Origin of the sequence: Kribbella antibiotica (genome assembly GCF_004349055.1) — a bacterium.
Lineage (GTDB): Bacteria > Actinomycetota > Actinomycetes > Propionibacteriales > Kribbellaceae > Kribbella > Kribbella antibiotica.
Genome location: NZ_SMKX01000028.1, coordinates 57271 through 78949, shown reverse-complemented (window position 1 = coordinate 78949; position 21679 = coordinate 57271). Strand labels below are relative to the sequence as shown.

The following is a 21679-nucleotide window of genomic DNA, read 5'->3' as shown; positions in this document are numbered from 1 at the left end:
CGTGATTCCCCCGCTGTACTGCGTTCCCCCCACCTGGCGGTAGTGCGTTTCCCCCCGCTGGTGTTGCGATCCCCGTGTGTACTGCGATCCCCCGTGGATCCCCCCGCTTGTTCCCCGTGCCCACTGCATCCTCGGCAACTCAGGGGTGGCCTCGGATGCGGGCCCGCTCCCCCGAGCGGGCTTGTCGCGGCGAGTCGGCACCGGTTGTCGATCACCGCCCCTGAACGGGATCGGCAGTCGGTGCTGTGGCCTCCCCCCGAAGCCCTCGCTGCATGGTGAACGAGCCATCGCGGCGAAGGTGACGGGTCACGGACGACGAAGTTGAGATCTTGTCGCTTCCCAGCCCTCAAGGCCCGGATCCAGTTGCGCTATGTCAGCAGCCGATCGCATTCGGTGCCATCCGGGGCCGACGGCGAGTGCATGCCGGCGAGGCTTCAGCGCCTCGAGCTCCGCGAGTGTGGTGTCGAAAATCGGCGCCGCATCCTGAACCCAGGAAGCGATCGGAAGGTTCACCCCGATCGCAGCCAGTGAACCGTCGGTCGCCGGCGTCACGGCGAGATCCGCCGAGCCGAGTGCGCGAAACAGCTTGCCGATCAGCAGCCCCGGAAGGTCCGGTACGTCGAAGCTGACCGCCACAACCGCGGCTGCAGGGCCGGCGAGCTCGATCGCCCGCAGCACGGCGTTGTCCCCCGGCACCGCATAGACCGGCGTACCAGGCCAGGTCAGGTCCCGAATCGCGGCCACCGCAGAGTCATCGTCCGGAAGGTCAGTGGCTACCGCGACTGCTACGTCTACCTGAGCCAGGTCGGCCAGGAGTTCGTAGGTGTCTTCGGTGAGGGCGTGGTGCCAAGCGGCGGGAGTGCGGCCTGGCGGGGCCCAGGTGGGGGTGGCGGGGACGACCAGGACAACCACGCGGCGGTCACTGGAGGAGGTGGAGCGGCTGGTCGCCATGGTCGTAGAGCGTAGCGGTCACACTTTGGGGGCCAGCAGTCCGCGTTGCAGGGCGGTCATGATGGCTTGGGCTCGGTTGGAGACTTCGAGCTTCTCGTACAGGCGCGCTACGTAGGTCTTGGCGGTAGAGATGCTGACCGAAAGAGCCACCGCGATGTCGCGCACTGAGAGGCCCTGGCCGAGCAGGTCGAGGACTTGGGCTTCGCGGGGGCTTAGGAGTGTCTGCGTGGTGGAGTGGTCGCGGCGGGACATTGCTGGGCCGAGGCCGGTCGCGGTGAAAGAGGTGGGAGCCACAGCGGCGTGGCGGATCGCGGCGAGGATCTCATCGGTCGGTGCGCTCTTCGCGACGAAGGCGGAGACGCCTGACTCAAGTGCCGAGAACAGGAGGTCGTCCTGACCTTCTGGAGCGAGCAGGACAATGCCAAGCTCGGCGTACTGGTGCCGGAGGTCGCGGGCAACCCGCAGTCCGGCAAGGTCGGGTGGTGAGACGTCGAGGACGACGACGTTGGGGCGCTCGGACAGGACCATTCCGAACACCTCTGCGCGCCGGCCGCTGTCTCCAATGACCTCCAGGTCCGGCTCGGTGCCCACGAGGCCGATCAGGCCGTAGCGGACCAGTGTGTGACCGTCGATAACGACGACCTTGACCAACTCGTTCATGGTTCCCCCCGCCGACCAAACTACGCAGCGTGATGCCGTAGCGATAGAGGCCGGAGCACGCGGTGTGACTCGACACGACACCATCAGCCGGCGCGCCACCAACCGAGGACGGTCACCGCACGGCGGCCTGCATCCGGATGGGCCGGGTCTGCATCGACCAGACCGATCCGTGCCTGCAGTGCGGGCTTGCCACTCGCGGCACACAGCAGGGCGCCCGGACAGATGTACGCCGTCAGCTGGACGCCGAAGGTGAAGCCCGGAGAATCATCCGGCCGAGCAATCGCCACTCCCGACAACCTTCCCGTCGCAGCGAGGTGCAGTGCACGAACCACAACACCACCTGACACCGTCGGCGGTATACCCGGAGCAATCGACAAATCGAGAACACCTTTCGGCACATCGACCGTGCCCTGCACGAAAAGGCGCCCAGAGGCTTCGATTACGGCACAAGCGCTTGTATTACTGGGATACGGCCCCGCAGTGACGCACCCGTCTGCCGCGCGCAACGCCGGTGCGGTGTAGCGGAGCTCCAACCGCACCGCATCGATGTCCTCGGTGTCGTCCTTCGCTGCCAGCCGCGTTGTCAGCGACACACTCGCGCTGTCGAAGCTCCCGTCGTACACGGCCTGAGCCAGTGCACCTGTTCGCTCCGGGTCGAGTGGAACACTCTCAGTCCGGTACGCCGTTCCGCCCGGACCGCCAGTGATTGTCGCGGCGATCGGTGCACCGGCGCCGACATCGACGGACAGGTCCAGCCGATCCGTCGTACCGGGGTCGCTGTGGCGGTGGGAGATCTTCAGCGCGGCCGACTCCAGCACCGAGCCCGGTGGAATCGCACTGCCCTGGTTGTAGCCACCCAGCGTGAGTGGAGCGCTGTCACCGGCCACACTGCTCTTCCAGCTAGCCGCAACCCCGTCGACCGTAGACAGCCGCGCAGGAGTCGCACTCAAGCCGAACTTGCTCAGCAGCGACACCGTGGTCGGCCGACGCTCCTGAGCGGTGACCTCCGCAGCCCCACTGGTCAGCCCCTGTACGGCGATCGGCGGCTGACTCGCGGAGTAGGTGCCACACAGTTCCGCTTTGCCGCCCTTGATCACCAGGCGGCTGTCACCGCCGAACACGAACCGGACGCCGTCGGCCGCACCATCCAGCGGACTCGCGCACGCACCTGGGAACGTCGTACCGGTCCGTGTGCCGCCAACCAAAGTGCCGCTGTCGATCGTCCAGGCGTGTGAGCCGCCGTCCAGCAACGGGTTCTCACTGTTGTGGAAGTCGAAGTAGTACGTGCCGGGCTTGAACCACCAGGTGCTGCCCCGGCAAGGACTGTCGCTCCGCATGAGCTCGGACAGCCCGACAGCGTCGTCGTAGTAGCCGGGCAGGAAGGTGACAACCGCATTGGGCGCGCTGCAGCCAGGCAGGGACTGATGCGGAGGCGCCGTCGTGATCGTCGGGTACTCCGGATCACGAGCGCCGCTGTTCAGGGTCAGCAAGCCACTCGGATCGAACTTTCCGGCCACAGACAGCGGCGAGTTGGAGACGACATTGCCATGGACCTGCAGCGTGGAGTCTGCGGGCTGGTCGACCACCACACCGCTCTCCCCCGGGATCTGCCCGAGCGCCAGCACCGCGTTGGCCGGCCGATTACAACAGTTGATCACCACCTGCTTCGGGTCCGGCCGGCACGTCACCGCTGCTGAGTCCAGTCCGTTGAACAGCACCAGCGACAACGAGTCGGACAGCCCGAAGCACTTCTGTCCGGACTCTCCGTTGTAGGAGCTGTTGCGCAGGTTGTTGATCGCCGCCTCCATGGCTCCGTCAGCGGCGTACGACGCGACAGTCTGGTCGCGGAGGCTCTTCGACACCCGCTGTGCGGTGTCAGCGCGAGACAACAGTGCAGACAGCGCGGTGGCGATCACCGTGATCACCACCAGGACCAGCAGCAACGAGGACCCGCGCTCGTCCCGCCGTCTCACGACTGTCTCCGCAGTCCACTCAGCACGACCGGGTACTCACCCGCGGCCGGCTTCGACAGCACGAAGCGCAGCGTGACGCCGAGCGGGACGGAGGTCGACGTACAGACGGTTGAGCAGCTCACCGTCAGGCTGCCCGGCTTGATGTTCGCTGCTACTCGAACATCAGACGCGGGCGCCGTGCCGGGGCCAACGCAGCTCGCCCGGTGCAGTTCACCTCCCTGAAGGTAGTACGCAACCACCGCGGTACGCCGAACAGCCGGAATGACCGAGGTGTCCCAGTGATCTGACAGCAGCCGGACGGCTGCATCGGGCAGCGGCCCGCAGGTGACTCCGCCTGCAGTAAAAGGCGCGGCTAGTTGCACCGACTGTTTGAACGGCTGCGCGCCGCCCACCCCGACTGTGCCGTAGTCGCGCAGCCCCACCGCCGCGACATCACGTGCGAAGTACGTCGCTCCCAACTGCTCGTCCTGAGCCATATCCATCCGGTCGGAGGTCGCACTGATCTGCCGGAGCGCTGTGGTCACCAGGTCCGCGAGAGCCAGCGTCACGACTCCCATCAACGTCATGGTGATCACAAGCTCGACCAGCGTGAAACCACGCTCGGTCCGCTTCATGTGCACGGTGGATCCTCAACCCGGCAAGGCTTCCGCAGTATGACGTCCAGTGTCTGCCCTGCACGCCCGTCCGTACTCGCCACGGACACTCGCACCCGCTGCAGCCCACGGTCCGGCAGACACAGCGGCAGCCACAACGCACCGGTCCAGTACTGGACAGAACCGCTGACCACCTTCGCTGTGAACCCCTCCGGCACAGCAAAGCCCGGTACGGCGTACGTCGTGGCGCACGAGACGTAGTGGCCATTGGCAACGTAGCTTTGCAGCGCCTCGGCGTAGTTGCGAACCGTCGAGACCGCAGTCGCCTCCTTGCGCTGGATATCCGACATCAGCACGGTTGTCGTCAGTCCGGCCATCACTGCGACGATCGCTACACCCATCAGCGCGATAGCGACGACCAGCTCCAGCAGGCTCTCACCCCGTTCTCGCATCAGCCCTGCACCTGCTGGAAGATGCCGTACATCGCCGACACCAGCGCGATGGCCACAAAGCCGACCACTCCGCCCATGACCAGGATCACCGCCGGCTCGAACAGCCCGATCAGCTTCTTCAGCTTGTAGTCGAGCTCCCCCTCGTAGTACTGCGCGGTGACCTCGAGCTGGGCGTCGAGTGTGCCGGTGTCCTCGCCCACGCGCAGCATCTGCGCAGCCGTTGCGGGGAAGAGCCCACTGGCAGCCAGCGGCCGAGCCAGGCCCTCACCCTGCAGCATTGACTCCATCACGCGGCCGAGAGACCGCCGGTAGACCCGGTTGGGCAGCGATCCGGTCGCAACGCGCAACGCCTGCGGCAGTTGGACGCCAGCACTGACCATGGACGACAAGATCCGGCAGAACCGCTCGACCAGCGCGTACTGGACGGTCGGGCCGATCACTGGCAGCGCGAGCACGATCCGATCGCGCAGGTAGCGACCGGCCGTCGTACTGGTTGCGTAGAGGAGCGCCAGGATGAGGATGCCGGCGCCGATCATCAGCGCCCACCACCAACTGCTCAGGAAGTTGGTGATGCCGAGCAGGATGCGGGTGGGCAGCGGCAGCGTCGCACCGAGGCTGTCGAAGAACGTACGGAAGCGTGGCAGCACAAAGCCGGCCAGCACGATCAGAGTGACCACCGACATCGCTGCCACGACTGCTGGATAGATGGTTGCCTGCTTGATCCGCCGACGCGCTTCGAGGTCGCGCTCCAGGTAGCGTGCGAGCTGAGCGAGCACGGTGTCGAGGCGGCCGGTCAGCTCCGCAGAACGCAGGATGCCGCGATAGAACTCCGGAAAGATCCGCGGGTGCCGGTCGAAGCAGTCCGACAGCCGCTCGCCATCTCGCAGTCCATCCTCGACCTCCAGCATCATCCGGCGCACGGTGGAGTTCTCAGCCTCACGCGCCAGGCTGTGCACCGACTCCGTCAGCGGCAGTCCCGCAGCAACGAAGGCCCCGAGCTGCCTGGTCAGATGCATGACCTCCTCCCGTTTCACTCGGCGAGCGGTGATCTCCAACTTCAGCAGGCTGGGCTTCTCGGTCAGCCGGATATTGCGGAGCTCCCGCTCGTAAAGGGCCAGCTCTGCGTCCTCACGGCTCTCGGCACGCGTCGTACCGCGCTTGGTGCTTCCGTCGGCCTCGACCGCGACGTACGCGTACCTGGTCATCGCATCCCTACCGTGTAGATCGAGCGGAGTACCTCAGCGACAGTCGTGACCCCTGTTGCCGCCAGCCGAGCGCCCTCTTCCTGCAGCGTGCGCATGCCTTCGTAGCTGGCGACCTTGCGTACCTCCGCCAGCGGTGCGCGATCTACCACGAGCTCTCGGATCGGATCGGTCACCGGCAGCAGCTCATACACACCGGTCCGCTCGTGGTAACCGGTCTGCGAACAGAACGTGCAGCCAGTGCCACGGACTAGCCCACGCTGCGGCACGTCGATTCCCGAGCTCTGCAGAAATGCCACCTCGGCAGCGGGAGGTTCGTAGTACGAGCGACAGCTCTCGCAGACCTTGCGGATCAGCCGCTGCGCGATCACTGCGCTCACCGACGAGGCAACCAGGAAGTTCTCGATCCCCATGTCCAGCAAGCGATGCAGTGCGGTCGCGGTGTCGGTGGCGTGCACCGAAGACAACACCAGATGCCCGGTCAACGCAGCCTGTACGGCGATCCGCGCCGTCTCGGAGTCCCGGATCTCGCCCACCAGGATCACATCGGGGTCCTGCCGCAGGATCGCGCGCAGTCCGGTCGCGAAGGTGATCCCGGCCGCCTCGTTGATCTGGATCTGGTTGACGGATGCGTAGCTGTACTCGACCGGGTCCTCGATCGTCATCACGTTGCGTTCCGGGCTGTCGATCTCGCCGAGCGACCCGTACAGCGTGGTGGTCTTGCCACTTCCGGTCGGCCCTGCGCACATGACCATCCCGTACGGCGCATGCAGCAGCGCGGAGTAGCGCTCGGTCAGCTCCGGTGACATGCCCAGCTGTTCCAGCTCAAGCAGCGCGCGGCTCTTGTCGAGCAGCCGCAGCACCACCTTCTCGCCACCGACCACGGCCGCAGTGGAGACGCGGATGTCGACGTCACGGTCGGCCACCTTCATCCGGATCTGACCGTCCTGGGAACGCCGGCGCTCGATGATGTCCAGGTCGGCCAGCACCTTGATCCGGCTGACCAGCCCCGGCCCGATTGCACCGGGCAGTTCGACGAGCTCACGTAACGCACCGTCGACGCGGAGCCGCACGCGGACGACATCGTCGTGTGGCTCGAGGTGGATGTCCGATGCGCGCTCCCGCAAGCCCTCATTGATGATGCGCTGCACGACCTGCACCACAGACACGTCTTCCTGCGCTGCGGGACGCTCTCCACTGTGCTTCACGAGACGGCCTTCGTGCGCGGCCGGATCTCGATCTCCTTGGGATGCGAGCTCCGCGCATACGCGTCCTCCGGCGTGATGTCACCGGCCTGCACCAGTGCTGACAGCGACTGCTCCAGCGTGATCATCCCTTCGCGCCGGCCAGTGACGAGCGCATTGCGCAGCTGATGCGTCTTGCCCTCCTTGATCAGGTTGCGGATACCGGCGTTGGCGACCATGACCTCGAACGCTGCGACCAGTCCGCCGCCGGTGCGCGGTACGAGTCGTTGGTGGACCACACCACTCAGTGCGGCGGCCAGTTGCACACGCACCTGGGACTGCTGCTCCGGCGGGAAGACGTCGATGATCCGCGCGAGTGACTGTGCGGTGTCGTTGGTGTGCAGGGTCGCAAAGACCAGATGGCCTGTCTCTGCGATGGTGAGCGCGAACCTGATCGACTCCAGGTCCCGCATCTCCCCCACCAGCAGTACGTCGGGGTCCTCGCGTAGTGCGGCCCGCAGCGCGTCCGGGAACGACGCTGTGTCGCTGCCGACCTCCCGTTGGTTCACCGCCGACTTGCGGTGCTCGTGCACGTACTCGATCGGGTCCTCGATGGTGATGATGTGGCAGGCCCGCTCGGTGTTGATCTGATGGATGATCGACGCCAGCGTGGTCGACTTCCCTGAGCCAGTGGGCCCAGTGACCAGCACGAGGCCCTGAAGCGAGCGGACGAACGTGCCGAGTACAGGCGGCAGTCCTAGCTCCGACATGGTCGGGATGCTGCGCGGAATGACCCGCAGCGCGACCGCAGTGTCCCCGCGCTGGGTGAAGGCGTTCGCGCGGATCCGGGCGTTGTCCCGCCACGAGAACGAGAAGTCGTGCTCGTACGTCGTCTGCCAGACGTTCGAGCGGTGGGGATTGAGGATCTCGGCGAGCATGTCGTCGGTGTCTCGCCGGGTGAGTGGTGTCCGGTCGGCCACCGGCCGCAGGACACCGTGGATGCGGAGCTGCGGTGCCATGCCGACGGTGAGGAGCAGATCGGTACCACCGGCGTTCCAGAGTTCTTCGAGCAACAGGTCGACCCGGCTACCGGGCAAGGGGATGCGCATGAGGTCCCTTCGGCATGAACGGCATGACGGCCTGGAGGTGGACCGGCCCTCCTCAGAACCGGTCCACCTCTTGGGGGGAGCTCAGGTGCAGGCGCCGGTGGCTGTGACGCTGCCGTTGATGCCCAATCCAATGGTGTAGCCGGAGCCGGTCGGACGGCCGCGCAGCAGCTGGTTGACCCCCGAGGTCAGCTCCAGCCAGCCGGGGTCGCCTGCCGGCGGGTACGCACCGTTCTTGGCGAAGTACGCCTCGACGGCGACCTCGACGCTCTTCTTGTCGGTCTTGCACGCGGCGGCGTTCCCGCGGTCCTGGATGCCGGAGACGGCGAAAACGACGATCCCGGACAGGACGCCCAGGATGACGATGACGACGAGCAGCTCGATCAGGGTGAATCCGGACTGGCTACGAGTCCGGTCAGGGCGATGGATGCGTGCGAGGACGGCCCGAAGGCGGTGGTTCATTGGTGCTTCCTTCACAGATGCTCCGCAGGCGACGGAGACGGGGTCTACCAGGCGCGACAGCGCGACGACCCGACTCAGCTCGACCCCTGTAAATCCAGCTGAGCCCGGCTCTCATCCCCCCGGATGTCACTGCTGCCGGTCACAGCCTGATCGCTCAGGGACCTGTGTCACAGCGGGTGAACGCCCGACGCCGGTCACCACCCGGCCGACAGGTGTCAGCCAAATGACCGACAGGGCCTGCGAACTATCACTGGAGCGCTTGGTGGAGCCGGAGTGCGACCTGGATGTTCAGGCTGCGCTCCGGCGACTGCCAGTCGGAGCCGAGCAGAGCGCCCACTCGCTCCAGTCGCTGCTGGACGGTGTTGGGATGGATGTGCAGCTCAGTAGCTGCTCTAGTCGGGCTCTGCCCAGCTGCGAAGTAGGCGTGCAGTGTGCCGACCAGATCGGTCCCCCGCTGCGCGTCGTACTCGAGCACTGCGCCGAGGACGTGCAGAACATGAACCTGTACGTCGACCTCCGACGCACCGACCAGTCCCACGACACCCAGGTCATCCGGCGTCGCAGCTTCGTTGCACCGGCCGAGTCGAACCATCGTTGTCACCAACCGCGTCGCCTGCCGGTGCGCGTCGACGAGAGCGTCTCCCCAACCGACCGGGCCGACGACCGCAATGGTGACCGCAGCACGGCGAGCCACCTCGGAGAGCTCCCGCACAGCATCGGTCTGAGCGAGCAGGAGCACCAAGTCCCCGCCGTACGGACCGGATAGCACTAGCTTGTCCTCAAGTGGAGCTGACAGCCGAGCCCGTACGGCGCTGTGGTCGCCCCGGCAGACCGCCACCACGAACTGGTCGTGCACGCGCCCGGGCGCCAGCAATCGGAGTCGTTCGGTCAGCGCTCGCATATCGCCGCTCCCGCTGAGCACATCGGTCAGCAGATCGGCCTGTGCTCGCTGCGACTGTTCTGCGGCCTGGCGGCGGAACAACAGCACGAGCGCCGTCACCACTGCTGCGCGTTCGACGATGCGTTGGTCGGCGCCGGACAGGTCGTCGACTCCGCCGATCACCAGTGCCCCGAGCCGCTCGCCCTTGGCGGTGGCCGCGACCACCCAGCACCCGGCAGCCCGGGTCAGTCGGCCGGAAGACGACTCCCGCCACGGCACCGCCGTACGGGGAACTCGGCCGGCGGATGCGAGTTCGTTGCCGACAGCATCGACCAGGACGACCCAGACTCCGAGTAACTCGGCCAGCGCGGCAGCAACCGCATCCACATCGCCGCCCGACAGCACGAGGTCGGCGAACCGATCGTGCGCTGCTGCTGCGTGCTCAACGCCGGCATGGGCCAAGGAGAGCGCGTCGAGAGCCGCTGCGGTCTCAGCGGCCGCACGCACCTGCACTATGGTGACTGCGGCCAGGGCTGCCAGCGATCCGAGCAGCAGCACCTCTTCCCGGCTGAACGGGCGCGCGGTCCGGTTCGATGCGAACAGCACGCCCACGAAAGCGTCGTCCACGAGCAGCGGCGTGCCGCAGATGGCGACCAGACCCTCGTCTCCGACGGCGTGGTCAATCGGATTGGTGTGATTGAAACGCTGGTCCGACGGATAGTCGGTCGTCCAGTACGGCCGACGGGTGGAGGCGACCAGCCCACCCAGTCCCGCGCCGAGTGGCACCCTGAGCTGCTGGAACGCAGCGGACAGCGAGCCATCGGTCGCGCGCATATACGTGTCGGCGCGCGACTCGTCGTACAGAGTCAGGTATGAGACGTCCGCACCGATCAGCGTGCGCGCCCGGTGCACGATGGTGTCCAGTACGCCGCTCGGGTCGCTGGCCGAGGCCAGTTCGCGAGCTACCTCCACCAGTGCGGTCAGCTCGGCCTCACGCTTCTTGCTGGCGTCGATACCGGCCCGGATGCGCAGAGCGAGGTCCCGGGCGACCGCATCCTCCCCTGCCACCCGGGCCAGCTCACTACCGGACGCGTCCTCCGCCAGTAGCCGCAGCAGCTCCCTCATCCTCGCGATGATGCCACCTACAGCTCAGTCAGGTCCCGCTTGCTGGTTTCGGAGTACAGGGTGACCGCGAGAATCGAGATCACCGCACAGATCGCGACGTAGACCGAGATCGCGTAGCCGGAGTCGTAGGCCTTCAGCAGGGCGATGGCGATGAACGGCGCGAGGCCACCGGCGATGATCGACGCCAACTGGTAGCCGACGGACACACCTGAGTAGCGCACGCGGGTCCCGAACAGCTCGGTGAAGAACGCTGCCTGCGGGCCGTACATGGCGCCGTGCAGCACCAGTCCGACCGTCACGGCCAGCGTGGCCAGCCCGAAGTTCTTCGTGTCGACCAGTGCGATGAAGACGAAGGCCCAGATGCCCACTCCGACCGCACCGATCAGATAGACCGGCTTGCGGCCGATGCGGTCCGACAGTGCACCCCAGAGCGGGATGGCGCAGAAGTGAATCGCTGCGGCGATCAGAACGGCGTTGAGGGCAAAGGACTTCCCCAGGCCCAGATGCTCCTTCGCATAGGTCGCAATGACGATCGTGAAGATGTAGTAGCTGACGTTCTCCGCCATCCGTGCACCCATCGCGGTCAGCACCTCCCGCGGGTAGCGCGTGAGCACCTCGACCAGCGGCATCCGATCGGATGGCTCCTGCCGGGTACGCGCCTCCTTGAAGACAGGCGACTCCTCGATCTTCAGCCGCACCCACAGCCCGACCAGCACCAGCACTGCGGACAGCAGGAACGGAATCCGCCAGCCCCACGCGTTGAACGCGGCTTCTGATTGAAAAGCCGCCAGCCCAGCCAGTACGCCGTTCGCGATCAGCTGTCCGGCCGGAGCGCCCGCCTGCGGCCAGGACGCCCAGAAGCCTCGTCGTGCCGGATCACCATGCTCCGACACAATCAGTACGGCGCCTCCCCACTCACCACCGAGCGCGAAGCCCTGGATGAGCCGCAGCACGGTGAGCAGGATCGGAGCGAGCGCTCCAACCTGCGCATAGGTCGGCAGCAGGCCGATGGCGAACGTGGCCACCCCCATCATCAGCAGGGACAGCACCAGCAGGTTCTTACGGCCCAGTCGGTCGCCGAAGTGCCCGAACACCACGCCGCCGATCGGACGGGCAAAGAAGCCGACTGCGAAGGTGGCGAAGCTCAGGAGTGTCCCGGTCAGCTGTTCGCCCTTCGGGAAGAACAGATCGCCGAACACGACCGACGCTGCGACGCCGTACAGGAAGAAGTCGTACCACTCGACGGTCGTACCGACGAGGCTCGCACCCACCACGCGGACGATCGACGGCTTGGTGCGAACAGGGTCTGGTGCTGTCATGGAGAGACCTCCTAGTGGGCGGTCCAGCCGCCGTCGAGTACGAATGAGCTCCCCGTGATGGAGGCCGAGGCCGGACCGCACAGCAGTGCGACCAGCTCCGCCACCTCAGCCGGCTCGACCAGTCGTTTCACCGCGACTGGTTCGAGCATGACTTTGTGCATGACCTCGGGCTCAGACAGCCCGTGTGCCTTGGCCTGGTCCGCAAGCTGAGCCGTGACGAGCGGCGTACGGACATAGGCCGGATTGATGCAGTTGCTGGTCACACCGCGGGCTCCGCCCTCCAGTGCGACAACTTTGCTGAGTCCTTCGAGACCGTGCTTCGCAGCGACGTACGCCGACTTGAACGGGCTGGCACGGAGTCCGTGAACCGAGCTGATGTTGACTACGCGCCCCCAGCCGGCGTCGTACATGTGTGGGAGCGTCTGGCGGATCAGCCGGAACGGAGCCTCGAGCATCAGCCGCAGCAGATAGCTGAAGCGCTCCGGCGGAAACTCCTCGACCGGTGCCACGTGCTGAACCCCGGCATTGTTCACCAGGATGTCCACATCGGTCGGCAGCCGGCTCACCGCGTCCCAGTCGGACAGGTCGGCCACCACCGGCTCGACCCGCGACGACCCGCGGACGGGGACGCGATCGACGGCTACGACGTGGACGCCGTCCGCGACGAGCCGTTCGACACAGGCGGCACCGATCCCGGATGCGGCTCCGGTGACAAGGGCGCGACGGGTCTCCATGGCCGATGACTGTAGGAAGCCCAAGCGTTCCGCACTATGGGATGCGGGCACACAGAGTGGGCCGAAATCATGGTTTCCGGAACTACACATCCCCGAGTTCAGCTATCAGGGCCGTCTGGGCTGATAGGTGGATCTATCGTTAGGACATGGTCGATATCGAGCAGCCGAAGAAGCCGAAGACAACAGCCGCGGGCGTTCCGGCAGTATTGTCGTCGTTCAAGTTCGGTTTCCGCGAGATGGGTCCGGCCCGGACCGGCAAGGTGTTCCTGAAGATGAACCAGGACGGCGGGTTCGACTGCCCGTCCTGCGCCTGGCCGGATCCCGACCACAAACGCAAACACGCGGCCGAGTTCTGCGAGAACGGCGCCAAGGCAGTGGCCTGGGAGGCGACCCGCAAACGGGTGCCCCGTGCCTTCTTCGCGGAGAACTCGGTCGAGCAGATCGACGCGATCTCCGAGTTCGACCTCGGCAAACTCGGCCGGATCACCGAGCCGATGCTGCTGCGGGCCGGCGCGACGCACTACGAGCCGGTCGGCTGGGACGAGGCGTTCCAGGTCGTCGCCCGGCATCTGAAGGCGCTGCCCGATCCCAATGACGCCGTCTTCTACACCTCCGGCCGGACCAGCAATGAGGCCGCGTTCCTCTACCAGTTGTTCGTCCGCGCCTACGGCACCAACAACCTCCCCGACTGCTCGAACATGTGCCACGAATCCTCCGGTACGGCGCTCACCCGGGTGATCGGCAGTGGCAAGGGCGCGGTCACCCTGGAGATGCTCGAGGAGTCCGAGCTGATCGTGGTCGTCGGCCAGAACCCGGGCACCAACGCGCCCCGGATGCTCAGTCACCTCGAGATCGCCAAGCGCAACGGCGGCGAGATCGTCTCGGTGAACCCGCTGCCCGAGCCCGGCCTGATGAACTTCAAGAACCCGCAGAAGGCTCGCGGCTGGGTCGGCAAGGGGACGGAGCTGGCCGACCAGCACCTGCAGATCCGGATCGGCGGCGACCAGGCACTGTTCCTTGCCATCGGCCACTTGTTGCTCCAGGCCGAGGCGGACAACCCGGGGACCGTGCTGGACAAGGCGTTCGTCGAGGACTACACCAGCGGCTTCGAGCTCTACGCCAAGCACAACGCCGAGCTGGACTGGGAGGCGGTCGAGCTGGCCACCGGCCTGCAGCGGGCCGAGATCGAGGAGCTGACCCAGCGGTTCCTCAAGTCCAAGGCCACGGTCATCTGCTGGGCGATGGGCCTGACCCAGCACCGCGAGGCGGTCGCGACGATCAGCGAGATCGTCAACGTGCTGCTGCTGCAGGGAAACATCGGCAAGCCCGGTGCCGGGCCGTGCCCGGTCCGCGGGCACTCCAACGTCCAGGGCGATCGCAGTATGGGCATCTGGGAGAAGGTGCCGGACGCCTTCCTCGACCGGCTGGACAACGAGTTCGCGTTCACGTCACCGCGTGCGCACGGGATCGACGCGGCGGACACCGTGAAGCGGCTGCGGGACGGATCCGTGCGGGTCTTCTTCGCCATGGGCGGGAACTTCGCCTCCGCAACGCCGGACACCGAGGTCGTGCACCGCGGGCTGCGTGAGTGCGACCTGACCGTGCATGTCTCCACCAAGCTGAACCGCTCCCACACGGTCACTGGTCGCGAGGCGTTGATTCTGCCGACCCTCGGGCGGACCGATCACGACCACACCGCCAAGGGTCCGCAGTCGGTGACCGTCGAGGACTCGCAGGGCGCCGTCCACCTCTCCACCGGCAACCTCACACCGCCCGCGCCGGAACTCAAGTCCGAGATCGGCATCGTCGCCGGCATCGCACAGGCCGTCGGGCAGATTCCATGGGCCGATTTCGCCGACGACTACAGCCTGATCCGGCAGCGGATCGGCCGGGTCGCCGACGGGTACGAGAACTTCGAGGATCGGCTGCGCGCGAACGAGGGCGGCTTCCTGCTCGCGCATGCGGCGCGGGACCAGCGGGTCTTCAAAACCTCCGACGCCAAGGCGCAGTTCAGTGCGAACGATCTGAGTTGGTTGCCGACGGCACCGGGCAAACTGCTGCTGCAGACACTGCGCAGCCACGACCAGTTCAACACCACGATCTACGGTCTCGAGGACCGCTACCGCGGCATTCACGGCGGGCGCGAGGTGATCTTCGTGAACCCGGAGGACCTGGCCGAGCTCGGTCTCAATGATGGCGCGTACGTCGATATTGTCAGCGAATTCCAGGGGGTTGAGCGGCGTGCGTCCGGGTTCCGCCTGGTGTCGTATCCGACCGCTCGCGGCTGCGTCGCGGCGTACTACCCGGAGACGAATGTGCTGATGTCGGCCGATGACCTGGCCAAGGGCAGCAACACTCCGGTCGCGAAGGGCCTGACTGTCAGGCTCGAGCCAGTCGCCTCCTGAGCAACGGTTGCACGGCGGCCAGCATGATGGCCGCCGCAGCGTTGATGAGCCACAGTCCTTCGGGGCCGGTCGTTTCCAGCAGCCGGGTGACGACGAGTGGGGCGACCGTGGTGGCGACTCCCCAGCTCAGGCCGAAGACGGCAAGGTAGCCGGCGCGGGAGCCGTCGGGCGCGAGCCCCGCGGCCTGCGTCAGGTAGCGGGTCAGCAGGAACATCTCGCCGAGACTCCACAGAATTGTCGCGAGCACGAACACCACGAGCGTGTGAGCGAAGGCGCAGACGATCAGGCCGGCGGCGAGCAGGGTGAGCCCGATGCTCATCGCGCGGAAGTCGTCGAGCCGGAGAGGCTGCAAACGTTGACCTGCAATGAAGGTGACGGCCGAGACGGCAAGGATGATGCCCGTCCCGGATTGCGGCAGGCCTTGATCGAGCAGGGTCAGTGGGACTCCAATCAGCAGCTCCATATAAAGAGTCGCGAACACGGTGCCGCTTGCCAGGAGCAACAGCAGCCGCCGATCGCGCCATACCGTCATGCCTCTGGCCGGCTGCTCCACACGCGGGCTGTCGGCAGGAAGCGCACGGATGATCAGGACCGCACACGCCAGACACGTGATCGCGTCCGCGACGAACAGCCAGCGCAGATCCCAGTGGCTAACGGCCGCCGCGAGGAGCCCGGCGAGGACACCCGCCACCGCCATCGCGGCCCCGATCAGCCCGTACGCCGCTGGGCGGTCGGCGGGCTCGGTCACATCGGCGACGGTCGCCTGGGTCGGCGGTTCGTAGATCTCGAAGGCGAGGCCGAGCAGAACGGCGCCGACGATCGCGGACCACAACGTCGTACTGGCTGCGATCCAGAATTGCGCCACAGCACAGGCGGTCAGGCCGAGGACGATCGTGCGCCGGCGGCCGAACCGGTCAGCGAGCCGGCCGCCGAGCAGCCGGGACGGGATCGTCGCCAGACCGAACAGGGCTACCACCAGACCGGTCGTGGCCAGCGAGGCCCCGAACTCGACGGTGAGCACGACGCCGAGGAACCCCATCGAGAAGGCACCGATCCGGTTGATGGCGCGGGCGGCCGCCAGAATCCAGACCGTCCGGGACACCCCGCGCCACGGTGCGAGCACTGCACTCATCAGCTACCTCATGACTATCTAAATGGATATGATCGGTCACGCAGCCCTGAGCCTACGAAGGAGAGTCGTGACTGGTCAAGTGTCTTTTGATAGTCATGCGCGGAATGTGCTGGCGGCGTCGGTCGAGTACGTGAACCGGCTGACCCCCGGCTTCTCCGGAGGCTCCCCGTACGCCGGTCCTGGCGACGCAACCCAGGCGGTCGCGGAGTCACTGATGGCGATCGGCTATCCGCAACCAACCGTGCGACCGGAGGATGCGCAGCGGCTGACCGCGTTGGCCGTGCGGATGCGGATCGTGTTCGAGGCGGCCCACAGCGGCGACCTCGATCGAGCCGCCGACGAGATCAACGCCCTGCTCGTCGACACGAACGCCCGGCCGAAGCTCGACAAGCGCGAGAAGGGCTGGGGGCTGCACTTCCACGGACCCGACGACACCCTCGTCAACGGCTGGGCCGCCGGCTGCGCGGCCGGTCTCGCGCTAGCACTCGGCAGCGACTTGGCCGGCCGGCTCGGCGTCTGCGATGCAGCACAGTGCGACCGGGTCTTCGTCGACACCTCCAAGAACGGCCAACGCCGCTTCTGCTCGCCGCAATGCCAGAGCCGAGTGAAAGCAGCGGCCCACCGCGCCCGCCAGGCGCCTTAAGGTTTCGGGCATGCCGATCACCTTGCGCGCTTACTCCCCCGAGGATGCCGTCCCGACCTGGCAGGTCTACTACGCCGCGATCCGCCGGACGGCCATTCGCGACTACACCGAGAAGCAGGTGCAAGCCTGGGCTCCCGACGAGGTGGATCACCAGGCCTGGGCGGATCGGCGGGCAGCAGCGCACACCTACGTGGTCTGCGTGGACGACATCGTCGCCGGGTTCAGCGACTTCACCGACGACGGCCTGCTGGACATGCTCTTCGTCCACCCGGACCACTCCGGCCAAGGCATCGCCCGGATGCTCGTCAAGAAGGTCCAAGACGAAGCCGGCAAACGCGGCCTGACCCGCCTGGTCACCCACGCAAGCCGCACAGCCCGCCCGGCCTTCGAGTCCTTCGGCTTCGTCGTCGACCGCGAGAACCCCACGAACCAGACCCGCACCGGCGTGATCATCCCCAACTACGACATGCACTACGACCTCTGACGAAGTACCGGGTTACCGAAGTCCGTGTTGTCGACGACGAGATCGGCCAACGCCGCCGGATCCACCTGGTCGACGTACAGGCGCTCACCGGGGATGTAGCGGGTGCGGTAGCGCTCCGCTGCGGCGGCCGCGGAGTCCATCCAGGCCTGATCGCGAGCAGTCCCCCGCTCCAGTACGACGTCGAATGGGACGTGCACGTAGATCCGTAGATCCCAGTGGCCAACGAGCTCGGGGCGTTGCAAAAAGCACCCGTCAGCCACCAGGATCGCGTCCGCAGCAGCCGTCTCGGTGGCTGGAGCAAGCGCCGCCTGCGCATTCAGCGACCGCAGGCCGGTGGCGTAGCGCCGATCGCTGCCCGGTCCGAGCGGCAGGAGGAGCTGAGCGCGCATCGCTTCCAGGTCCCAGGAGTCGTAGTAGTAGCTCTCCGGCGACTCGATCGGATACGCCGTCCGCAACGCCGGATCCTTCTTGAAGTAGTCGAGGCCGACCCGAATCACCTCACGCTCGGTCCGATCTCCCAGTACGGCGGCCAATTCGTCGGCCAGCGTGGTCTTGCCCGCCGCAGACGGCCCGTCGATCGCAACGCGCACCGGGTGCGGGCGATCGACAGCGAGCACGAGGTCAGCCAGTTCGGAAAGGATCTCGGGTAGCGCCACACCAGAAGTGTGACGCCACCCGGGGGCGCGGACCCCCTGTGGCAGTTAGCCGACTGGGGTTAGTTCGCGCTCGGGTTCTGCGGCCGGCGGAGTGGCGTGCTTGGCGGTGCGGGGGCGGAGCCAGCGCGGAGCCCACCAGTTCGCGTCGCCCAGCAGGGTCATGATGCTGGGGAGGACGACAGCTCGAATGATGGTGGCGTCGATCAGGATTGCCACCGCCAGGCCGACGCCCAGTTGCTTCATGTCCAGGGTGCTGAGGGTGGCGAAGACGGCGAAGACTCCGATCATCACCGCCGCTGCACTGGTGACGACACCGGCCGAACCGGTGATGCCTTCGGCAACCGCCTGTTTGGTGGGGACGCCACGGAGGACTGCTTCGCGGATCCGGCTGACGACGAAGACGTGGTAGTCCATCGACAGACCGAACAGCACCACGAAGAGGAACAACGGCAGCCAGGAGACCACTGCGCCGTTCGACCGGAAGTCGAGAATCCCCTCGGCCCAGGTGTTCTGGAAGACCGCCGTGACCACCCCGTACGCCGCGCCTGCGCTGAGCAGGTTGAGCACGATGGCCGTGATCGCGACCACCACGGACCGGAAGGTCACCATCATGACGATCATCGTCAGCAGCAAGACGAACCCGATCACCAATGGCAGTTTCGCCTTGGTGTGCGCGGCGTAATCGACATCCGCGGCCACGAACCCACCGACGGCGTACGCGGCACCAGGCACCTTGCCGATCGTCTGCGGCATCAGCTCCGTGCGCAGTTTGGTCAGCGAGTCACGCGCTTGCTGACTACCGCCCTCGAACGGTGTGGCGATCTCAAGGACCGTCACTGTGCCGTCCTTGGAGACCCGCGGCTCCTCCAGACCGTCCTGCGCATACAGCTTGTCGCTCTTCGTTCGCTGCACCAACTCAGCCAGGGCGGCCTGCACGGCAGGCGCCTGGTTGGCCGGAGCCTTGATCGCAACCTCGTGACTGGTCCCGGTGCTCGGGAAGGCCGCAGTCAGCCGGTCGTAGGCCTGCATCACCGGCGTTGTCCGCGGCAGGTCCTCAGTGCCGGGGAACTTCAGCGTCATCCCCAACGCCGGCGCTGAGACGGCGAGCAGTGCGGTCACTGCGACCAGCAGCGTGGCTACCGGATACTTCAGGGCCGGCTTGAGCACGGCCGGCCAGAACCGCGGCTTCGCCTTGCTCGCAGTCAGCCGCCACACGAGCGGGATCCGCGGCTTGTCCACCCACCGGCCGAGCTTCGCCAGTACGGCGGGCAGCACGGTCAGCGAACCGATGACGGCAACCGCTACCACCAGGATCGAGCCGACTGCGAACGAGGAGAACACCACGTCCCGCGCCAGGAACAGCCCGGCCATCGAGATGATCACCGCCGTACCGGAGACCACGACAGCGTGCCCGGAGGTTGCGGCCGCGATCTCGACCGCGTCGACGTGACTGCGGCCCTTCGCACGCTCCTCGCGTTCACGGCGGAGGTAGAACAACGAGTAGTCGACGCCGACCGCCATCCCGATCAGCAGGATCACGCTGTTGACCGCGTCGACCGCGGGCACCAACTGCGACGCTGCCGCGGAGAGCCCGATCGCGGCGGCCACCGCCGACAGCGCGAGCAAGAGCGGAACCGATGCCGCGATCAGCGCACCGAACGCGACCAGCAGGATCGCCAGTGTCACCGGCAGACTGAAGATCTCGGCACGCTTGAAGTCCTCACCGAGAGTCTTCTCGAGCGCCTGCCCGATGGACAGCCCGCCGACCTCCTCGATCCGGAGCTGTGGGTTCTCCTGCTGGATCTGTGCCGTGGTGTCGAGCAGCGGCTGGACCCGCGCATCCTCCTCACCATCCTTCAGGGTCACCCGGACGATCAGCGCGTCCTTGTTCGGCGAAGGCGTCGGCTGCGAGACGTCCGCGACCCCACCGAGGGCGCGCATCCGCTGGATCACGACGCCGGCCACCTTCGCGGCCTCCGCCTGGTCGAGTGTTCCCGAAGGCGCGGTGATCAGCACGCTCTCCACGTCCGGGTCGGCGAAGTTGCCGTCCTTGACGATCTGCTCCGACCGGGTCACCTCACCGATGTCGCCGTCCCCCTCGGACTTCTTCGTGCCGGTCACCGAGCCGATCGCGAAACATGCGATCACCACCGCCACCCACATCGCTATCGCCCGCCACGGATGGGTGGCGCTCCAGCGCGCCGCCCGGACCGTGATCTGTCCCCTGGCCATATCGCTCCTCACCCTCTGCGCCCCCTCAGGCGCCCCACCCAGCGCACCTGACGCGGCGCTGGCTACGGGCACCAAGCCTGGTCGGCGCAGCCGCTCGGCGATATGCAGGAAGCCACCGAACCGACCCTGGGGGAAACCCCACCCTGGCCCTGGGGTTAACCAGAGAATTACTCAGCGTGATCGAACGATCACGGCATGGAGGGGTGATTCAGAAGTCTTCGAGGTCCAGCGAGGAGGCGGCCGAGACGCCTTCGAGGTAGCCCTCGGCACGCTCAGCCTTGGGGTAGCGGTGGACGAGCTTCCAGAAGGCGGCGTTGTGGGCCGGCTCGACGAGATGGGCCAGTTCGTGGACCAGGACGTAGTCGACCACCCAGGCGGGCATCGACTGCAGACGGGTCGACAAACGGATCGATTTGTCCGCCGGAGTGCAGGATCCCCAGCGTCTGTTTTGGTTCGAAACCCACCTCACGGACGCAGGTTCGGGCACTTCGGGGAGGTGGCGACACGCGAGTTCGTGTGCTCTGGCCAACAATTTTTCGTCCGACACGCGGGAGCGGCTGCGCTGCTTGTCGAGGCGCGCGAGCATCGTCTCCACCCAGCGCGCCTCCTCGGCGGCCGAGAGCCGGTCCGGCATCAGCACGATCACCCGCTCGCCGTCCCGATACGCGCTGACGGTCCGCTTGCGCCGCTTGCTGCGGCGGATGTCGACGTACGGCGGGATTGGGCGCGGCGGGGAATCGGCCATGGGTCAGAAACTACTCCCAGATTCCGGCAAGTTTTTTCGGTCCACACCCTGTGCACAGACGTTTTCGCAGGTCAGGCACCAGTTCCGGGGTCCGGGGATTCGTGTTGTTCACACCTTGTTCCCCCACCCGTCCACAGTGCCGGGCGGCGCGTCCCACAGCTTGCTCACAGAGTTATCCACAGGGGTGGACAACGCGGACTTGTGGTCGGAGCCCGCGTCTCCTAGCGTCGTCCTCAACAGGCTCCCGGATCTCTTCCAGAGCCGCCCGGAGGGGAAGCCGAGCGGTTTCGGAGGAGGACTCCCGGGAGCCTGTTCCGTTGGCCCCGAAAATCTGGAAAGGGTTTTCCCAGGCGGGCCCCAGCGCACCGATGGGCTTGAGCACGGCTCAGAAGGCCGTAGGGTGAATCCCGATTGGGCCGAACGGCCTACGGCAGGAACCTCTGTCGTTAGCATCCACACGACCGGTCCGGTGACAACCCCGGGCTGATTTCAGAACCAAGGAGAGGGCCCTCATGGCAGAGACCTGGAGCGGCGAGTTCTACTGCGTCAAGTGCAAGGCCAAGCGCACCGCCGACGGCGAGGTCAAGGTCAACGACAAGGGCACGCGCATGGCGAAGGCCAAGTGCCCCGAGTGCGGTACGAACCTGAACCGGATCCTCGGCAAGGCCTGACGTACCTGCGGGGCGGTGACTGGCCGAACACGGTCCGTCACCGCCCCGACGCCGTTCGATGACGACCTGC

20 protein-coding genes are annotated in these 21679 nt (G+C 66.6%); 4 read left to right on the top strand and 16 right to left on the bottom strand.

Annotation, left to right across the window (positions count from 1 at the left end; all coding sequences use genetic code 11):
- Positions 1–306: 306 nt before the first annotated feature.
- The 12 genes from E1263_RS12675 to E1263_RS12620 form a co-directional block, all read right to left on the bottom strand.
- A complete protein-coding gene (locus E1263_RS12675; RefSeq protein WP_132167452.1) occupies positions 307–951 on the bottom strand; it encodes a hypothetical protein in 645 nt (214 codons plus the stop codon).
- 18 nt (positions 952–969) lie between these two features.
- On the bottom strand, positions 970–1611 hold the full coding sequence (locus E1263_RS12670) for a response regulator transcription factor (protein WP_132167451.1): 642 nt from the start codon (positions 1609–1611) through the stop codon (positions 970–972).
- An 83-nt stretch (positions 1612–1694) separates the two neighbouring features.
- Positions 1695–3584: a hypothetical protein gene (locus E1263_RS12665; protein ID WP_132167450.1), complete on the bottom strand. Its 1890-nt coding sequence runs from the start codon at positions 3582–3584 to the stop codon at positions 1695–1697.
- Positions 3581–4198 carry a PulJ/GspJ family protein gene (locus tag E1263_RS12660; protein WP_132167449.1) on the bottom strand — a complete coding sequence of 206 codons (618 nt, stop codon included), beginning with the start codon at positions 4196–4198 and terminating at the stop codon, positions 3581–3583. The genes E1263_RS12665 and E1263_RS12660 overlap by 4 nt, the downstream gene beginning before the upstream one ends.
- Positions 4195–4629: a type II secretion system protein gene (locus E1263_RS12655; RefSeq protein WP_132167448.1), complete on the bottom strand. Its 435-nt coding sequence runs from the start codon at positions 4627–4629 to the stop codon at positions 4195–4197. Before E1263_RS12655 ends, E1263_RS12660 begins: the two co-directional genes overlap by 4 nt.
- Positions 4629–5834, bottom strand: a complete 1206-nt coding sequence (locus tag E1263_RS12650) for a type II secretion system F family protein (protein WP_132167447.1) — start codon at positions 5832–5834, stop codon at positions 4629–4631. The genes E1263_RS12655 and E1263_RS12650 overlap by 1 nt, the downstream gene beginning before the upstream one ends.
- On the bottom strand, positions 5831–7039 hold the full coding sequence (locus E1263_RS12645; protein WP_132167446.1) for a GspE/PulE family protein: 1209 nt from the start codon (positions 7037–7039) through the stop codon (positions 5831–5833). Before E1263_RS12645 ends, E1263_RS12650 begins: the two co-directional genes overlap by 4 nt.
- A complete protein-coding gene (locus E1263_RS12640; RefSeq protein WP_132167445.1) occupies positions 7036–8124 on the bottom strand; it encodes a type IV pilus twitching motility protein PilT in 1089 nt (362 codons plus the stop codon). Before E1263_RS12640 ends, E1263_RS12645 begins: the two co-directional genes overlap by 4 nt.
- Before the next feature lie 81 nt (positions 8125–8205).
- Complete coding sequence (locus E1263_RS12635) at positions 8206–8583, bottom strand: type II secretion system protein (RefSeq protein WP_132167444.1); 378 nt, start codon at positions 8581–8583, stop codon at positions 8206–8208.
- 247 nt (positions 8584–8830) lie between these two features.
- Entirely contained in the window at positions 8831–10588 is a 1758-nt protein-coding gene (locus tag E1263_RS12630; protein ID WP_132167443.1) for a helix-turn-helix domain-containing protein, read from the bottom strand.
- A gap of 17 nt (positions 10589–10605) precedes the next feature.
- Positions 10606–11907: an MFS transporter gene (locus E1263_RS12625; RefSeq protein WP_132167442.1), complete on the bottom strand. Its 1302-nt coding sequence runs from the start codon at positions 11905–11907 to the stop codon at positions 10606–10608.
- Between the two features lie 11 nt (positions 11908–11918).
- The gene (locus E1263_RS12620; protein WP_132167441.1) at positions 11919–12641 is read right to left on the bottom strand and encodes an SDR family NAD(P)-dependent oxidoreductase; all 723 of its coding nucleotides are present in this window, start codon (positions 12639–12641) and stop codon (positions 11919–11921) included.
- A 146-nt stretch (positions 12642–12787) separates the two neighbouring features.
- Here E1263_RS12620 and E1263_RS12615 point away from each other — a divergent pair, with 146 nt between their 5' ends.
- Positions 12788–15046: an FdhF/YdeP family oxidoreductase gene (locus tag E1263_RS12615; RefSeq protein WP_132167440.1), complete on the top strand. Its 2259-nt coding sequence runs from the start codon at positions 12788–12790 to the stop codon at positions 15044–15046.
- On the opposite strand, the gene E1263_RS12610 is transcribed toward E1263_RS12615, so the two are convergent.
- Positions 15021–16178: an MFS transporter gene (locus E1263_RS12610; RefSeq protein ID WP_132167439.1), complete on the bottom strand. Its 1158-nt coding sequence runs from the start codon at positions 16176–16178 to the stop codon at positions 15021–15023. The genes E1263_RS12615 and E1263_RS12610 overlap by 26 nt on opposite strands.
- Before the next feature lie 67 nt (positions 16179–16245).
- Here E1263_RS12610 and E1263_RS12605 point away from each other — a divergent pair, with 67 nt between their 5' ends.
- Positions 16246–16821 carry a CGNR zinc finger domain-containing protein gene (locus E1263_RS12605; RefSeq protein WP_132167438.1) on the top strand — a complete coding sequence of 192 codons (576 nt, stop codon included), beginning with the start codon at positions 16246–16248 and terminating at the stop codon, positions 16819–16821.
- A 10-nt stretch (positions 16822–16831) separates the two neighbouring features.
- A complete protein-coding gene (locus tag E1263_RS12600; RefSeq protein ID WP_132167437.1) occupies positions 16832–17305 on the top strand; it encodes a GNAT family N-acetyltransferase in 474 nt (157 codons plus the stop codon).
- Here E1263_RS12600 and E1263_RS12595 read toward each other — a convergent pair.
- The 3 genes from E1263_RS12595 to E1263_RS12585 form a co-directional block, all read right to left on the bottom strand.
- On the bottom strand, positions 17293–17961 hold the full coding sequence (locus E1263_RS12595) for a nucleoside/nucleotide kinase family protein (protein ID WP_132167436.1): 669 nt from the start codon (positions 17959–17961) through the stop codon (positions 17293–17295). The genes E1263_RS12600 and E1263_RS12595 overlap by 13 nt on opposite strands.
- Positions 17962–18006: 45 nt before the next feature.
- The gene (locus E1263_RS12590) at positions 18007–20193 is read right to left on the bottom strand and encodes an MMPL family transporter (RefSeq protein ID WP_132167435.1); all 2187 of its coding nucleotides are present in this window, start codon (positions 20191–20193) and stop codon (positions 18007–18009) included.
- Between the two features lie 208 nt (positions 20194–20401).
- Entirely contained in the window at positions 20402–20938 is a 537-nt protein-coding gene (locus tag E1263_RS12585; RefSeq protein WP_132167434.1) for a M48 family metallopeptidase, read from the bottom strand.
- Positions 20939–21450: 512 nt separating this feature from the next.
- Here E1263_RS12585 and E1263_RS42680 point away from each other — a divergent pair.
- Positions 21451–21609, top strand: coding sequence for a DUF5679 domain-containing protein (locus E1263_RS42680; RefSeq protein WP_012922897.1), 159 nt, complete (start codon positions 21451–21453; stop codon positions 21607–21609).
- The last annotated feature ends 70 nt before the right edge of the window (positions 21610–21679 follow it).

What these genes read in the sequence shown, in the direction of transcription:
- E1263_RS12625 (WP_132167442.1), bottom strand. Translation starts at nt 11,907, where the DNA reads ATGACAGCACCAGACCCTGTTCGCACCAAGCCGTCGATCGTCCGCGTG.
- E1263_RS12660 (WP_132167449.1), bottom strand. Translation starts at nt 4,198, where the DNA reads ATGAAGCGGACCGAGCGTGGTTTCACGCTGGTCGAGCTTGTGATCACC.
- E1263_RS12635 (WP_132167444.1), bottom strand. Translation starts at nt 8,583, where the DNA reads ATGAACCACCGCCTTCGGGCCGTCCTCGCACGCATCCATCGCCCTGAC.
- E1263_RS12655 (WP_132167448.1), bottom strand. Translation starts at nt 4,629, where the DNA reads ATGCGAGAACGGGGTGAGAGCCTGCTGGAGCTGGTCGTCGCTATCGCG.
- E1263_RS12600 (WP_132167437.1), top strand. Translation starts at nt 16,832, where the DNA reads ATGCCGATCACCTTGCGCGCTTACTCCCCCGAGGATGCCGTCCCGACC.
- E1263_RS12590 (WP_132167435.1), bottom strand. Translation starts at nt 20,193, where the DNA reads ATGGCCAGGGGACAGATCACGGTCCGGGCGGCGCGCTGGAGCGCCACC.
- E1263_RS12620 (WP_132167441.1), bottom strand. Translation starts at nt 12,641, where the DNA reads ATGGAGACCCGTCGCGCCCTTGTCACCGGAGCCGCATCCGGGATCGGT.
- E1263_RS12640 (WP_132167445.1), bottom strand. Translation starts at nt 8,124, where the DNA reads ATGCGCATCCCCTTGCCCGGTAGCCGGGTCGACCTGTTGCTCGAAGAA.
- E1263_RS12675 (WP_132167452.1), bottom strand. Translation starts at nt 951, where the DNA reads ATGGCGACCAGCCGCTCCACCTCCTCCAGTGACCGCCGCGTGGTTGTC.
- E1263_RS12630 (WP_132167443.1), bottom strand. Translation starts at nt 10,588, where the DNA reads ATGAGGGAGCTGCTGCGGCTACTGGCGGAGGACGCGTCCGGTAGTGAG.
- E1263_RS12610 (WP_132167439.1), bottom strand. Translation starts at nt 16,178, where the DNA reads ATGAGTGCAGTGCTCGCACCGTGGCGCGGGGTGTCCCGGACGGTCTGG.
- E1263_RS12670 (WP_132167451.1), bottom strand. Translation starts at nt 1,611, where the DNA reads ATGAACGAGTTGGTCAAGGTCGTCGTTATCGACGGTCACACACTGGTC.
- E1263_RS12585 (WP_132167434.1), bottom strand. Translation starts at nt 20,938, where the DNA reads ATGGCCGATTCCCCGCCGCGCCCAATCCCGCCGTACGTCGACATCCGC.
- E1263_RS42680 (WP_012922897.1), top strand. Translation starts at nt 21,451, where the DNA reads ATGGCAGAGACCTGGAGCGGCGAGTTCTACTGCGTCAAGTGCAAGGCC.
- E1263_RS12615 (WP_132167440.1), top strand. Translation starts at nt 12,788, where the DNA reads ATGGTCGATATCGAGCAGCCGAAGAAGCCGAAGACAACAGCCGCGGGC.
- E1263_RS12650 (WP_132167447.1), bottom strand. Translation starts at nt 5,834, where the DNA reads ATGACCAGGTACGCGTACGTCGCGGTCGAGGCCGACGGAAGCACCAAG.